Annotated in this window: 8 protein-coding genes, 2 tRNA genes and 3 rRNA genes; 3 read left to right on the top strand and 10 right to left on the bottom strand. The window is 32.7% G+C overall.

The features are described 5' to 3' along the window. Positions 1-78 precede the first annotated feature (78 nt). Together ACNSOS_RS07510 and ACNSOS_RS07505 are read left to right on the top strand one after the other, a co-directional pair. Positions 79-1,794, top strand: a complete 1,716-nt coding sequence (locus ACNSOS_RS07510) for a site-specific DNA-methyltransferase (protein WP_418184795.1) — start codon at positions 79-81, stop codon at positions 1,792-1,794. Further along, positions 1,794-4,403 (top strand): DEAD/DEAH box helicase, encoded by a 2,610-nt coding sequence (locus ACNSOS_RS07505; protein WP_418184794.1) that lies wholly within the window; start codon positions 1,794-1,796, stop codon positions 4,401-4,403. The genes ACNSOS_RS07510 and ACNSOS_RS07505 overlap by 1 nt, the downstream gene beginning before the upstream one ends. Positions 4,404-4,415: 12 nt before the next feature. On the opposite strand, the gene ACNSOS_RS07500 is transcribed toward ACNSOS_RS07505, so the two are convergent. From ACNSOS_RS07500 to ACNSOS_RS07455, 10 genes are all read right to left on the bottom strand, one after another. Further along, positions 4,416-5,171, bottom strand: coding sequence for a hypothetical protein (locus ACNSOS_RS07500; RefSeq protein WP_418184793.1), 756 nt, complete (start codon positions 5,169-5,171; stop codon positions 4,416-4,418). Then, the gene (locus tag ACNSOS_RS07495; protein ID WP_113892134.1) at positions 5,168-5,416 is read right to left on the bottom strand and encodes an FtsB family cell division protein; all 249 of its coding nucleotides are present in this window, start codon (positions 5,414-5,416) and stop codon (positions 5,168-5,170) included. Before ACNSOS_RS07495 ends, ACNSOS_RS07500 begins: the two co-directional genes overlap by 4 nt. Continuing rightward, positions 5,416-6,693: a phosphopyruvate hydratase gene (gene eno / locus ACNSOS_RS07490; RefSeq protein ID WP_113892132.1), complete on the bottom strand. Its 1,278-nt coding sequence runs from the start codon at positions 6,691-6,693 to the stop codon at positions 5,416-5,418. The genes ACNSOS_RS07495 and eno overlap by 1 nt, the downstream gene beginning before the upstream one ends. A gap of 152 nt (positions 6,694-6,845) precedes the next feature. Continuing rightward, positions 6,846-8,729: a TonB-dependent siderophore receptor gene (locus tag ACNSOS_RS07485; protein ID WP_418186311.1), complete on the bottom strand. Its 1,884-nt coding sequence runs from the start codon at positions 8,727-8,729 to the stop codon at positions 6,846-6,848. Positions 8,730-8,998: 269 nt separating this feature from the next. Next, entirely contained in the window at positions 8,999-9,199 is a 201-nt protein-coding gene (locus ACNSOS_RS07480) for a hypothetical protein (RefSeq protein WP_418184792.1), read from the bottom strand. A 459-nt stretch (positions 9,200-9,658) separates the two neighbouring features. Next, positions 9,659-9,775: ribosomal RNA gene (rrf, locus tag ACNSOS_RS07475) — 5S ribosomal RNA — on the bottom strand. Between the two features lie 206 nt (positions 9,776-9,981). Continuing rightward, positions 9,982-12,894 (bottom strand): 23S ribosomal RNA (locus tag ACNSOS_RS07470). A 413-nt stretch (positions 12,895-13,307) separates the two neighbouring features. Further along, a tRNA-Ala gene (locus tag ACNSOS_RS07465) sits at positions 13,308-13,383 on the bottom strand. 49 nt (positions 13,384-13,432) lie between these two features. Continuing rightward, positions 13,433-13,509, bottom strand: a tRNA-Ile gene (locus ACNSOS_RS07460). A gap of 109 nt (positions 13,510-13,618) precedes the next feature. Then, positions 13,619-15,136 (bottom strand): 16S ribosomal RNA (locus ACNSOS_RS07455). Together the 16S, 23S and 5S rRNA genes with 2 tRNA genes alongside form the textbook arrangement of a ribosomal RNA operon. A gap of 520 nt (positions 15,137-15,656) precedes the next feature. Here ACNSOS_RS07455 and ACNSOS_RS07450 point away from each other — a divergent pair. Beyond that, on the top strand, positions 15,657-16,370 hold the full coding sequence (locus tag ACNSOS_RS07450; RefSeq protein WP_113895302.1) for a Bax inhibitor-1 family protein: 714 nt from the start codon (positions 15,657-15,659) through the stop codon (positions 16,368-16,370). Positions 16,371-16,393: the final 23 nt, after the last annotated feature.

Below are 16,393 nucleotides of genomic sequence, written 5' to 3'. Positions count from 1 at the left end.
TATTATGAAGAATCTATTATCAATTTATTTTGAATCTCACATGTTTGTAAAACAAAAAAATTAAAAAAAAGAAAAAATATGCCATATATAGATTGGATGGGGAAAAAAGATGTTGTAAATCATCACAAAAAAATTCCATATAAAACCATAGAGTGTAAAGAAGAAATTGGAGAGTTAAATACTTCAAATATGATTATCAAAGGGGATAATCTTCTTGCTTTAAAATCTCTTTTGCCATATTATGCAAGTAGTGTTAAGATGATTTACATAGACCCACCATATAATACCGGAAATACATCGTGGGTTTATAATGACAATATGGATAGCCCAATAATCAAAAAATGGCTTACAAAAACTGTAAATGCTGAAGATTTAAGCAGAAGTGATAAATGGCTTTGTATGATGTATCCACGGCTTAAACTTCTTAGAGAACTTCTTAAAGATGATGGAGTAATATTTATAAGTATAGATGATGCAGAAGTTACACATTTAAGAATGATTTGTGATGAGATTTTTGGGAAAGATAATTTCGTTGGAAAATTCATAAAACAATCTAAAGTTGGTGGGGGCAGTGATAGTAAACATATAGTAAAAGAACATGAATATTTATTAATTTATTCAAAAAATATAAATAATCTTGATGAATTATTTATGGATTTTGATGAAAATTATCTCAAGAGATATAAAGATAAAGATGAAAAAGGGTATTTCTTTTGGGATACATTTGCAAGACCTGGATTGAAAAATCCCATTAAATATAAAATACCTACACCCAATGGAGATTTTATAGATGGCGAATGGATAAGGTCAGAAAAAAGATTTTATGAAGATTACAAAAATGGTGAAATCAAAATATTTCAAAAAAATGATAATTCTTGGGGTGTTCATTTTAAACAATACCTAAATATTCAAGGTAAAAAACCCAGAAGCTTAACTACTGATTTTGGTGGAACAATAGAAGGAAAAAATCAAATTAAAGAAATTTTTAATGATGATAAAATATTTCCCTATCCCAAAGCTTCATCTTTTATAAAACAATTAATTCATATTTTTTCTACTTCAAAAAACGATATTATACTTGATAGTTTTGCAGGAAGTGGTACAACAGCACATGCAGTTTTAGAGCAAAATGCTCTTGATGGTGGAAATCGTAAATTTATTTTAATAGAAACTATGGACTATGCAAAAGATATTACAGCAGAGCGTGTAAAAAGGGTAGTTGAGGGTTATAGTTTTACAGGGAAAGATAAAACAATACTTTTTGAGAAAAAACTAAGTACGACAGATATTTTAAATAGTAAAAAGATGCAAGATTTAAGCAATGAAGCAAATAAGATAATAGAGGAAAATAGTTCAAATTTTGACAAAATAGAGAAAACTTTTAAAGAAAATAACCTAAAAATAGAAGGCATAAAAGATATAAAAGGCTTCAAAGAAGGTTTAGGTGGTGGATTTAAGTATTGTGAATTAGGAGATGATATTTTTGATGAAAATAAAGAGTTAAATAAAAATCTTAATTTTCTTCAAATTGCAAAACATCTCTACTTTGTAGAGTTCAAAAAACCTATTTTAAAAGATGAGATAAAAGAGCCATTTCTAGGAAAATTAGAAGACAAATATATCTACTTCTTTGAGAAAAGTTTTAAATTGCTTGATATGAAAAATATTTTAAAAAATCATTCAAACTACAAAGAGATAATAATCTACACTAAAAAAACCACTATCAGTTCTCAAGAACTAAAAAAATCAAACATTACTATAAGATATATACCTTATGATATAAAGGAAAACTAATGCTAAAAAATTATCAACAAGAGGCTATAAACAGCCTTACTCAATTTTGTAATAATATAGATGAAAGTAGTATAAATCAAAGTTTTAAAGATATTATAAATAATCAATATTTAGAGGTTGATAACTTTTCCAATCCTTATGTTTGTATCAGAATTCCAACAGGTGGTGGAAAAACTTTAATTGCTACAAAAAGTATTAGAGTTATAACTCAAAACTATCTAAATAAAGATTACTCTTTGGTCCTTTGGTTAGCTCCAAGTGATAAAATAGTTTCTCAAACTCTTGAAGTTTTAAAAAACAAACAGCACTCTTATAGACAAATATTGGATAAAGAGTTCGATAATATAGAAATTTTAAGTATTCAAGAAGCATTTAAAAAGAGTTTTAATCCAAAAGAGTCTTTAGTGATTATTGTAGGGACAATTCAAAGTTTTAGAACAACAAACAAAGATGGTAGAAAATTTTTTGATGAAAATAGTACATATTATGAAATGTTAAAATCACTTGATATGAAGCCATCTTTAGAAAATATGATTAAATACTTTAAACCGATAGTTATTTTAGATGAAGCACACAAATCAAGCACAGCCCTATCTTTAAAAAGTTTACTCGATATTGAACCATCTTTTATACTAGAATTAACTGCAACTCCTATTACAAAAACAATTAAAGCAAAAGAGATTTATGCAAGTAATATTTTATATAGTGTAAATGCAACTGAACTAAAAAAAGAGAATATGATAAAACTTCCAATTATGTTAAAAACTATTGATGATAGTTTGAAAATATTAAAAGAGGGAATTGAAAAAAGAGAATATTTAGAGAAATTATCTATTTTAGAAGAAGGTCAATCTTCAAGATATATTCGCCCTATAAATCTAATAAGAGCAGATGAAAATAGAGGAAGTGAATATTTAACTTATGACAAAATAAAAACTATTTTAATAGAAGAGTTTAAAATAGATGAAAAACAAATAGCTATTCAAACTGGTGATAAAAAAGAGATTGATGGAGTTGATTTATTTAGTCCAGATTGCCCAATACGATATATTATAACTGTTGATGCACTAAAAGAGGGCTGGGATTGTTCTTTTGCCTATGTTTTAAGTGTTGTTTCAAATATGCAATCAGCTACTGCAATAGAGCAGTTAATAGGTAGAGTTTTAAGAATGCCATATATTGAATCAAAAAATAAAAAAGAGCTAGAAAAAAGTTATGTCTATGTTGCTTCTAGTAGTTTTGAAGATGTAGCACAAAATATTGGAAAAACTTTAGTTGATAGTGGTTTTGAAGATATGGAAGCCAAAATAAGTATAGATATAAGTTCAAATACAAATCAAAATATAGTTTTAGGTGGGTTATTTCAAGATAATTTATATGAAGATAGACAAATTCAGTTAGAAAATATGGATCTTGAAGAGTTTATGAAACCATCAATAGAACCATACATAAATATAAATACAGATACAAATATTTTAACTATTACAAATTTTCCAAGCTCTTCAAAACGAGAAAAACTTTTTGAAGATTTGAAAAAAGTAGTACCACAAAATATTCATCATAAATTAGATGAAATCAAAGAAAATATAAACTCATCAAAAAGTGAGTTTATTGAAAAAACATCTGATATTGAAATTCCAATATTACAAATAGAGTACCAAGGTGAGAATTATGATTTTGAAGATAGTTTGATAAATGAATTTATAGATATTAGTGAAAGTGAAATAATAAAAAATAGTAAATTAAGCATTGATGAATTTGATATAAAGCTAAATGAAAATTTAGGCTTAATAGATATAAAGCAAAATAAAATAATAAAACAAAAATTAGAAAAAAAAGATGATATTTTACCAATTTTTGAAGAAGAAAATGAGAATGAAAGAAATCTAATAAACTCACATAAAATAGATTATAACTTAGAAAATAGACAAAATCTAGTTCATAATATATCAAAACTCTTAAGAGAAGAAGATGAAAATATTTTTAGAATATTTGACTCAACTGAAATTAAAAGCTTTATCTCTTTGGTAATTACTGATTTAATTAATAATAGAGAAAATATTGATTTAACTCTGCTTATTAGTAAAAAATATAATCTAAAAAAAGCAATTTTAAATAAACTAAAATCTATGATAGAAAATTCTAAAACTTTAAGTTTTAGAAAATTGTTTAATGAAGGTAAATTTAATTTTGTTATGAGTAATAATATCTATTTTAGTTCAAACAATTATTTCCCAATACCTGATGATAGAAGTGGAATTTTTAAAAAACATAAATATAAGTATGTACATAAGTTTGATAGTGATGAAGAGTACAAAGTTGCTTTGTATATTGATAGTTTAGAAAATGTTTCTATTTGGATTAGAAATGTAGATAGAGATTATAAAAACTCATTTTGGCTTGAAACGGAAAAAGGTAAATTTTATCCAGATTTTATAATCAAATTTAAAAATGGAAAAATAGCAGTTGCTGAATATAAAGGAAAAGTTTATATTCCTGAATATGAAAAAACTAAAAAATCAGTAGGTGATGCTTGGGGCAGTGTCGATGAAAATTTTACATTTTTATCTTTATATGAAAATAATTTTAGAGAAATATTAAATAGATAAGAAAATTCTTATCTATTTCAAGCTTATAGTCACAGTCCCACCTGCAACATCAACATTATATTTTGATGGTTTATCACCAAGTTCAATAGCAACTCGATAGTATCCACCTTTTTGGTGATTCCCAACAACAATATTTTTAAAGTTTTTAGAATTTATATTTTCTCGTTTTGTAGTAAAAGATACTTTTGCACGATAATCAAGTGCCAATTTATTTTCTTTATTGATAGTAAATTTTTTAAACATAGTATGTTCACTTTTTATTACCAACTTGTCATCAGATATCTCAACATTTAGAAAAGGTAAAATATTTTTTGCACCACTTGTCCCACCGTCATTTGAAGAAGTAGTAGTTTTTCCATCAGATTCAACATCAGCTCGTGGTTTTACATAAACTATTTGTTCAGGTTCTTTTTTCACATTTGACAACTCTTTTTTTACCAACTCTTTAGTTTTTTGTTCACTTTGTTGTTTTGTTTTTTGAATTAAACTATCAACTTCTTTTTTTGAATAAGTTTTTTCAGCTGGTTTCACAGGTTGTTTTGTTGTTTGAGTAGGTGTTTTGGTAGGAGTTTGTGTAGTAACTTGTTGATTTATCTCTTGTTGAACTTTTTTTATATACTCTGCTTCTTGCATCTCTTCAAGATTCTTAGGCGTTTCGTTTAATTCAAACATTCTACCTGTTTCTTCTTCGTATTTTGCAAAAGGATTATCTCTTGCCTCCAAAAATATCGTCAAAACTACTGTTAGCATAATCAATTTTGTTTTCATTCTTCTGGCTCCAAATTTTTAAGTTCAAAATACTCTTTTTGCAAATAAGCGTTTGTTTTTTGAAGTCTTGCAATCTCATTTTCCAAATAAGCTTTTCTATTTTTCAATGAGTTATAAACTTCTATTGAATTATCTCCAAAAAGAAGATTTACCCAGTGTAAAGCAAAATATATTGTTACCAATAGTGAAAAAATCACTATTAGTATAAATCCGCCAATACCACTTTTCTTTTTTGTTTTTTGCATTATTTTTTAGAAAATGGTTGTTTTCCTAAATATTCAGCATATCCTATCTCTGCACCAATTTCAAGAAGTCTATTATATTTTGCGATTCTATCACTTCTTGCTGTACTTCCCGTTTTTATTTGCCCACAATTTAAAGCAACTGCAAAATCAGCAATAAAAGCATCTTCACTTTCACCACTTCTATGACTCATAACACAATTATAGTTATTTCTTTGTGCAAGTCTTATTGTTTGCATAGTTTCACTAACACTTCCAATTTGATTTGGTTTGATTAATACTGAATTTGCAATACCTTTTTTGATACCTTCAGCTAAAATAGAAGCATTTGTTACAAACAAATCGTCTCCAACTAATTGTACTTTAGAACCCAATTTTTCAGTTAATATTTTCCATCCATCCCAATCATCTTCACTCAATCCATCTTCAATTGAAACTATTGGATATTTAGCACATAAATCTTCATAGTAAGCTACAAGTTCAGCACTTGTTAATTCTCTATTTTCACTTTTTAATACATATTTTCCAGAATCGTTGATTAACTCACTAGCAGCTACATCTAAAGCTATAGAGATTTGCTCACCTGCTTTATACCCAGCTTTAGTAATAGCACTCATAATAACTTGAATTGGCTCTTCATTTGATTTTAAATTTGGTGCAAATCCACCCTCATCACCAACAGCTGTACTCTCACCCATACCATCAATAACTTTTTTAAGATTTTGATATATTTCAGCAACAGCTCTTAATCCATCATTGAAATTTTCAAAACCTGTTGGCATAATCATATACTCTTGAAAATCAACAGAGTTATTTGCATGTTCTCCACCATTTATGATATTAAACATAGGAACAGGCATAGTCATAGCATTTGCCCCACCTAAATATCTATACAATGGAATATTTAATGAATTCGCAGCAGCTCTAGCAGTTGCCATAGATACACCTAAAACTGCATTCGCTCCTAGATTTGAGTAATTGTTTGTTCCATCTATTTCTTTCATGATAGCATCAACTTCTGCTTGATTAAAAGGACTTTGTCCTATTAACTCATCAGCAATTTTTGTATTTACATTTTCAACTGCTTTTAAAACACCTTTTCCTAAAAATCTATTATCACCATCTCTTAACTCTAAAGCTTCTCTTTTTCCAGTACTAGCACCACTTGGTACTATCGCACTTCCTTTTGAACCATCACTTAAAATTACTGTTGCTCTTACAGTTGGATTTCCTCTTGAATCCATAACTTCATCAGCATATACATTATCTATAAATACCACTTGGGTCTCCTAATTTATAATATTTTAATAAGATTATAGCTAAAAAAAATTTGTTATTTGCTTTATACTTAATTAAGTTAAAAGATTAGAATATTTTTTGTAATCTATAAAGAGTGTATAAAGAGAGAAAAACTCTCTTTATACTATATGTTTTAGAACTTCATCTGAACAGAAGCATAAATAGTTCTTCTATCCCCTGTATTCCAAGAACTTGCCCAATATTCTTTATCAAATAAATTATTTATATTCACTCTAAAAGTTAGTGGATAAGGTGTAGCATTTGTAGTATATCTAGCACCTATATTATATAAAGTGTAACTATCTATCTTATCTGTTTCAAAATTTGTACCATAAAAGCTTCCAGTATAGTTTGCTCCACCGTTTACTGCAAAATCAATACTATCAAAGGGAGTATATTCTAAATACAATTTTGCAAATTTATCAGAAACATTAAATGGTGTTTTTCCTTCTAATGTTGGATTACTTTTATTGTCTTTTACACTTGCATCAAGAAGTGTAAATCCACCAATAGCTGTTAGATTATCTGTTAGTTTTCCAGTTGCAGTAAACTCAAATCCTTTATATACATTTCTCCCATCTTGAACATATTTTGGTTTTGTTATATCACTTTCATCATAAAACTGAAAAGCTCTATCTATTTGAAAAAGTGCAGCAGTTAGAAGTGTATTTCCTAAAGTAAGTTTTGCTCCAACTTCTATTTGATCACTCATAATAGGTTTCATTTGTTCATTTGCATTTACAACATCATAACCATTGTATTTATCTCCTGCTATTCCTCCTTGCTCAAGAGCTTCCATATAACTAGTATATAAAGATAGATTTTCAAGTGGTTTATATACAAGAGATACTGATGGTGTTAATTCACTTTTTTCATAGCCACTTACTACATTTTCAAGTGTTACATAACTTGCACCTAAAATTAAATCCCATTGAGGATTTAGTGCTATACTATCACCAATCGTTAGATTTTGATACTTGTTCTGCCACTGTAATCTTCTTCCTATAACTGTTCCTTTAGGAAGTTCCCCTATATATGTTGGAGAATCAAAACTTAATCCAGTTGAAGTTGCTACATAGCCATTATCTGGACCTATTATATTTCCAGTTGATTTTCCTTCACTTGTTTGAATTCCAAGAGTTAATTGATGATTTATACTTGCTGTATCAAAATCAAAGTCTAAGAAAGCATAAACTCCCGAGTTTTTAAGCTCTTGTCCATTTTCTCTATGATATGCTTCTTTATCATAAGTCCCATCAGAATTTATAGTTGCCAATATATAATTATTTCCACCTCTATCTTGTTTTTCATACATATAAGCAGCTCTAAAATCTATATTATCATTGATATTCCATAAAAGATTTGTGCTATATCTTCTATTTTCTTTTGAATAATATGCCCATTTTTCTCCCCAAAGTTTATTACTATCTATAAGTTTTGCACTTGGTCTTTTGGCTCCAACTCCTAATGCCCAAGCTTCTTGGGCTCCATTTAGTTTATATTTACTATCTGAAACTGTTGCTTGAAGTAGTAGATTATCTGTTGGTTTATAATCAAGTGCTAGATTTATCATTTGTCTATCATAATCTTGATTTGATACTATTGTATCGTGGTCTTCGCTAACTACATTTAGTCTATATCCAAATTTTCCTTCACTATCTAGTTGTCCGCCTGAATCAAGATGTGCGTAATATCCACTAGTTCCACCACCATTTCCGATAATTACACTATGTTGTGCTTTTGAAGTTGGTTTTTTAGGAATATAGTTTATTATTCCACCAACATTATTTGCTCCATATAAAAAGCCTGTAAAACCAGTAATAGTTTCTATTCTTTCAAACTCTTCTGGGTTATTACTATCAAATGATTCCACCCTTTTCATACCATCAAAAGCCGTACTAGCAATACCACTAACTCCTCTTAATATAATAGGATTCCATGAAGATTCTTGTTTTACAGTATGAGATGAAACTGTTGGATTGATATTGTAGATTTGATCTACTGTTGTTGCTTGAATATTTTGTATTAAATCTTCTGTGATTACATTTATTGATAGTGGTGTATCCTGAAGTGATTTACCTCTCCAAGGACCTATATCTGATGTTTCTTCTACAAGGTAGCCTGATTCTGCACTTCCATTTTTATAATTTGCACTATTTACAGAAATTTCATCTAAAACAGTAGTATTACCAAAGTTTTGATATTTTGGTTTTTCTATTATGTAAATTATACTATCTTCTTCGATAGCTTTGAGATTATGTTCTTCTAGTACACTATTTAGATTACTTAATACCGTACCCCCCCGAAACCTAACTTTTCTGAATCAACTATTTTATTCTTCAAATCTTTTGATTTTGAAATATATGTTACATTATATTTCTTTACTATATTCTCTACTGCTTCTTGCAAACTTATCTCTTTTGCATTTAACATTGTTCCACTTAACATCATTGATGCTAAAACTGATATGAAAATCTTTCTTTTCATCTTCTAATCCTTTGTATTAATTTTGAGAATTTGTTTCTCTATATAGTAAGACGATTTAAATGAAAAAAATGGACAATTTTTACAAAAGAATTTTTAAATTTGTTAGTTAGAGTTACTTTTAGTAACAATTATTAGTAAATAATCCTGTTTTAAATTTTTTATTGCTATTAGTTATATTTAAAAAAATAGTCATAAAATGTAATAAAACTTCTTTAAAAAAAAGAGTTAAAAAATAAATTATGTAAATAAATTTAATAAAAAGTATAGAGTAACTTCTTTTGAATAAAACTCAATCTTTCAGAAGATAGATAAAAGATAAATTATGTAAATAAAATTTAAAGAAGGTGTTTAAATATGTTTAATTGTGTTGAGAAGGAAGAAATAGAATAAAAAAAAGCCTTCCCTAAAATACTAGAAGAAGTAACTTAGGAAAGGCATTTGTAAAAAGAATACTCAAAGAGTTAGCGGTGACCTACGTTTCCACAAGGGGACCCTGCAGTATTATCGGCGATGAAGTGCTTGACTACCAGGTTCGGAATGGGGACTGGGTATTTCCACTTCTCTGTAACCACTAACAAAGTTGAGTAGTAAAAGCAAATAAAAAGTGAATTATTCATTTTCCATTTTTAACTTTTCATTTAAAAGCTTTGCTCTTAATACTCAACTCAAATATAGAGTTTAGATAAAGATAATGTTAAAGTCTTTTTGTATTTCATATAAAAACTAATGTAAACACAATTATTAAGTATTGTATACTTAATAAGATAGTAAACCAAAGAAATAAAAATAAGCCAAACGTTCTATTAGTACTGGTCAGCTAAACGCCTTACAACGCTTACACATCCAGCCTATCAACCAGCTAGTCTTGCTGGGAACTTCAGGGAAAGTTCATCTTAGAGTTGGCTTCGAGCTTAGATGCTTTCAGCTCTTATCACATCCGTACGTAGCTACCCAACGATGCTCTTGGCAGAACAATTGGTACACTAGTGGTACGTTCATCCCGGTCCTCTCGTACTAGGGACAAATCTCTTCAACTTTCCTACGCCCACGGAAGATAGGGACCGAACTGTCTCACGACGTTCTGAACCCAGCTCGCGTACCGCTTTAAATGGCGAACAGCCATACCCTTGGGACCGACTACAGCCCCAGGATGCGATGAGCCGACATCGAGGTGCCAAACCTCCCCGTCGATGTGAGCTCTTGGGGGAGATCAGCCTGTTATCCCCGGCGTACCTTTTATCCTTTGAGCGATGGCCCTTCCACGCAGAACCACCGGATCACTATGACCGACTTTCGTCTCTGTTCGACTTGTAGGTCTCACAGTCAAGCTAGTTTATGCCATTATACTCAACAAGCGATTTCCATCCGCTTTGAACTAACCTTTGTAAGCCTCCGTTACTATTTAGGAGGCGACCGCCCCAGTCAAACTACCCACCAGACATTGTCCTGATACAAGATAATTGTACGCAGTTAGTAACTCAAATATTCAAGGGTGGTATCTCAAGGATGGCTCCGACTCTACTGGCGTCTAGTCATCATAGCCTCCCACCTATCCTGCACATGAATATCCAAGCTACAGTGTCAAGCTGTAGTAAAGGTGCACGGGGTCTTTCCGTCTTTCCGCGGGTAGGAGGAATTTTCACCTCCACTACAATTTCACTGGATCCCTCTTTGAGACAGCTCCCATCTCGTTACGCCATTCATGCAGGTCGGTATTTAACCGACAAGGAATTTCGCTACCTTAGGACCGTTATAGTTACGGCCGCCGTTTACTCGGGCTTCAATCAAATGCTTCGCTTGCGCTGACATCATCAGTTAACCTTCGAGCACCGGGCAGGCGTCACACCTTATACATCCACTTACGTGTTAGCAAAGTGCTGTGTTTTTGGTAAACAGTCGGGAGGGACTCTTTGTTGCAACCTCTTTGGCTTTTTGAAGCAAGTTCATATACCAAAGTAGGCACACCTTATACCGAAGATACGGTGCTATTTTGCAGAGTTCCTTAAAGAGGGTTCTTCCACGCGCCTTAGAATACTCATCCCACCCACCTGTGTCGGTTTACGGTACGGGCAACATATAATATACTTAGTGGCTTTTCTTGGCACGACAGTATCATCGATTCTCCATCTCCTCCGAAGAGTGTCAAGAGCCTGTAAGATCTCGGTCTAATGTTAAGCGGATTTGCCTACTTAACAACCTACGTCCTTCGAGCCACTATTCCATCAGTGACCTCGATTAACTCTATGCGTCCCCACATCGCGCTTATATGTTGGTATTGAAATATTAATCAATTTGCCATCGTCTACCCCTTTCGGACTCGACTTAGGTCCCGACTAACCCTACGATGACGAGCATCGCGTAGGAAACCTTGGGTTTTCGGCGTTAAGGATTCTCACCTTAATTATCGCTACTCATGCCTGCATGCTCACTTCTATCCGCTCCAACGCTCCTTACCGGTACATCTTCTACGCTGAATAGAACGCTCTCCTACCACTCAATTAAAAATTGAATCTAAAGCTTCGGTGTACATCTTAGCCCCGTTATATTTTCCGCGCAGAATCACTAGACCAGTGAGCTGTTACGCTTTCTTTAAAGGATGGCTGCTTCTAAGCCAACCTCCTGGTTGTCACAGTAACTCCACATCGTTTTCCACTTAGATGTAACTTAGGGACCTTAGCTGTTAGTCTGGGTTGTTCCCCTCTCGACGATTGATTTTATCACCCACCGCCTGACTCCTGTGATTCCACATATAGTATTCATAGTTTGATAGGGTTTGGTACCGCGGTAAGCAGCCCTAGCCCATTCAGTGCTCTACCCCTATATGCTACAACACAAGGCTATACCTAAATATATTTCGGAGAGAACCAGCTATCACGAAGTTTGATTGGCCTTTCACCCCTATCCACAAGTCATCCCAAGACTTTTCAACGTCAGCGGGTTCGGTCCTCCACTGGCTCTTACACCAGCTTCAACCTGCTCATGGATAGATCACTTCGTTTCGGGTCTGCAGCTAGTGACTATGGCGCCCTATTAAGACTCGCTTTCGCTACGGCTTCGTACTTGACTTAACCTTGCCACTAACCACAACTCGCAGGCTCATTATGCAAAAGGCAGTCCATCACCCTGATAAATCATAGGGCTCTGAATGATTGTAAGCTAATGGTTTCAGGTTCTATTTCACTCTGCTCGCTGCAGTACTTTTCACCTTTCCCTCACGGTACTTGTTCACTATCGATCTGTAAGTAGTATTTAGGATTGGAGGGTGGTCCCCCCAGCTTCAGTCAAAATATCACGTGTTCCGACCTACTCAGGATACTATTAAAATTATTGATGATTTAAATTACAGGAGTTTCACCTTCTATGCTACACTTTTCCAAGTATTTCATCTATCATCTTTAATTCATATTATAGTCCTACAACCCCCAATACAAGTATTGGGTTTGTCCTTGTCCGCGTTCGCTCGCCGCTACTTACGGAATCTCTTTTGATTTCTCTTCCTCTAGCTACTGAGATGTTTCACTTCACTAGGTTCGCTCCCCGTAGGGTAATATAACTCTCATTATACTGGGTTGCCCCATTCAGAAATCCACGGATCAACGCTCTTTGGCAACTCCCCGTGGCTTATCGCAGCCTAATACGTCTTTCATCGCCTCTTACAGTCTAGGCATCCACCATTAGCCCTTAATAGCTTATTAATAAATAACTCTTTCAAGTTATTTGCCTTTAAAGTATTAAAAATTAATTTAATACTTTTAGTTTGATAATATTCTTTGGCTACTATCTTATTAAATATATTTATATTTAATAATTTAGTTGTGTTCTATCTATAGTTTTATAATAAATTTAATTTATCACAAATTATTGATATGAAATTTTTTTATTTAAAATTATTTAACTCTACTACAATAAAAAACTCTCATCTTTTATCTTCATATTATTATTTAATCTTACGAAAAAATTTTAAAGACTTTAACATTATATTTTTAAATATCATACTACTTAAAATAACTAAAGTTATCTTAGTAATGTTTTCTAGTTTTAAAAACCAGATATAAACTTTTAATCTATAAAAGCTTATATCTAATTTTTAAATATTAGTTTATATATATGGTGGAGAATAGCGGGATCGAACCGCTGACCTCCTGCGTGCAAAGCAGGCGCTCTCCCAGCTGAGCTAATTCCCCAACAAAACTCTTAATTCTAATATCTCTATTAAAAGTAAAGATTATTTAATGGTGGGCCTATCAGGACTTGAACCTGAGACCTCACGATTATCAGTCGAGCGCTCTAGCCAGCTGAGCTATAGGCCCATTCACCTATATATATTTATTCAAATAATCTTTATAAACCGAACATATATTGTTAATTGTTTTTTTCTTATTCTATGTATTAAGAATCAAATCTTAATACACTTCTCTGAAAGGAGGTGATCCAACCGCAGGTTCTCCTACGGTTACCTTGTTACGACTTCACCCCAGTCGCTGAATCCACTGTGGAAGGTAGCTACTTTAGCATCCCCGCTTCGAATGAGTTCAACTCCCATGGTGTGACGGGCGGTGAGTACAAGACCCGGGAACGTATTCACCGTAGCATAGCTGATCTACGATTACTAGCGATTCCAACTTCATGTAGTCGAGTTGCAGACTACAATCCGAACTGGGAAGTATTTTATAAGATTTGCTCCACATCACTGTATCGCTGCTCTTTGTATACTCCATTGTAGCACGTGTGTAGCCCTGGACGTAAGGGCCATGATGACTTGACGTCATCCTCACCTTCCTCCTACTTGCGTAGGCAGTCTCGTTAGAGTTCTCAGCCGAACTGTTAGCAACTAACGACGAGGGTTGCGCTCGTTGCGGGACTTAACCCAACATCTCACGACACGAGCTGACGACAGCCGTGCAGCACCTGTATGCAAGTTTCTGCAAGCAGACACTAATCTATCTCTAAATCATTCTTACTATGTCAAGTCCAGGTAAGGTTCTTCGTGTATCGTCGAATTAAACCACATGCTCCACCGCTTGTGCGGGTCCCCGTCTATTCCTTTGAGTTTTAATCTTGCGACCGTACTCCCCAGGCGGTACACTTAATGTGTTAACTGCATTACTGCAAGATCTAGTCTCACAACAACTAGTGTACATCGTTTAGGGCGTGGACTACCAGGGTATCTAATCCTGTTTGCTCCCCACGCTTTCGCATCTCAGCGTCAATAATGTTCCAGTAGATCGCCTTCGCAATCGGTATTCCTTCTGATCTCTACGGATTTTACCCCTACACCAGAAATTCCATCTACCTCTCCCACATTCTAGATTAACAGTTTTCAAAGCAGTTCTATAGTTAAGCTATAGGATTTCACTTCAAACTTATCAATCCGCCTACATGCTCTTTACGCCCAGTGATTCCGAGTAACGCTTGCACCCCCCGTATTACCGCGGCTGCTGGCACGGAGTTAGCCGGTGCTTATTCATATAATACCGTCATCATCTTCTTATATAAAAGGAGTTTACGCACCGAAATGTGTCATCCTCCACGCGGCGTTGCTGCATCAGACTTTCGTCCATTGTGCAATATTCCCCACTGCTGCCTCCCGTAGGAGTCTGGACCGTGTCTCAGTTCCAGTGTGACTGATCATCCTCTCAAACCAGTTATGCGTCATTGTCTTGGTAGGCCATTACCCCACCAACTAACTGATACAATACAGGCCAATCTCTTACCAATAAATCTTTCCCTTACAAACTTTTGTTTATAAGGAATATAAGGTATTAGCAAACGTTTCCATTTGTTATCCCTTAGTAAGAGGCATATTACCTATACATTACTCACCCGTGCGCCACTTAGCTGACAGTTATAACAAGTTATAACCCGTTCTCGTTCGACTTGCATGTGTTAAGCACGCCGCCAGCGTTCACTCTGAGCCAGGATCAAACTCTCCATAAATTTACAATGAAAAATAAAAAACTACAAATTAAAAATTACATTTTAATTTACATTCTAAATTCTATCACTCTTTATAGTGTTTGAAACTGACATATTCCATAATTACTCTCTTTTAAACTATATATCTATCTCTAAACATATAACTCTCTATTAAGTTAGTTACAAAATTATCACTCAAGTTATAGACAAGTATTTCAAATAATATCTATTCCTATCTCTAGGTTAAATATTACTACTTGTACAAATTTTCTTTTAACATATATATTCGGTTTACAAAGATTACCCTCTCTAAACCTATCAAACTTTAAAGATCTCAACCTTCCCAGCTGTCTGGTCAAATTGGACGGGAATTATAATAGCTTTTTTCTTATTTGTCAAGAGGTTTCTATTAATTCTGGCTTAAATTTTGGAATTTGTATTTATTAATCTTTTATTTACAATTTTTTTATACTATAATGTCCAAGTATAACAAGCTTTTGTTATATAAATTATGTTTTTAAATTTTAATAAGGAAAGAAAAATGTACAATAGAGATTATTTAACTAATCAGTCATCTGAACATTCACAAGAATCATCTCAAGCATATATGATGAGCTTTTTAAAAGCTACATACCAATTATTTGCTGGTTCAATGTTAGCAGCAAGTGCAGGAGCTTACATCGGACTTGAGATAGTTCAATATTTAGTTGGTATGCATTGGATACTATTTATTGCGGTTATGGGATTAATATTTTTTGTAATTCCTAGAGTAAAACATAAAGCTGGTATTAATTTAGTTGCTTTATTTGGTATTACATTTTTAACAGGATTAATGATAGCTCCATTATTAGCTTCAATTTTAGCTATGCCAGGTGGTGCAGGTATTGCTGGTCAAGCATTTTTAATGACAGCTGTTGCATTTGGTGGAATTTCACTATTTGCTATGACAACTAAAAAAGATTTCTCATTTATGGGTGGATTTTTATTCTCTGCATTTTGGGTACTTTTTGCTGCTGGAATAATATTTGCTTTAGGTACAGCTTTTGGTTGGTTTGCATACTCAAGTATGTTTCACTTATTTTTATCTTCTGGTATTGCTATTTTAATGTGTGGATTTATTCTTTATGATACACAACAAATAATTAAAGGTGGTTATGATTCACCAGTTGAAGCGGCATTATCTTTATATTTAGATTTCTTTAATCTATTCTCATCACTATTACAAATTCTTGGAATTTTAAGAAGTGAAGACTAATAGTAAAAAAGGGCTAAAAGCTC

The sequence above is a fragment of the Aliarcobacter vitoriensis genome, assembly GCF_048320235.1.
GTDB lineage: Bacteria > Campylobacterota > Campylobacteria > Campylobacterales > Arcobacteraceae > Aliarcobacter > Aliarcobacter vitoriensis.
The sequence above is the reverse complement of the archived record's forward strand: the minus strand, read 5'-3'. Positions and strand labels throughout refer to the sequence as shown.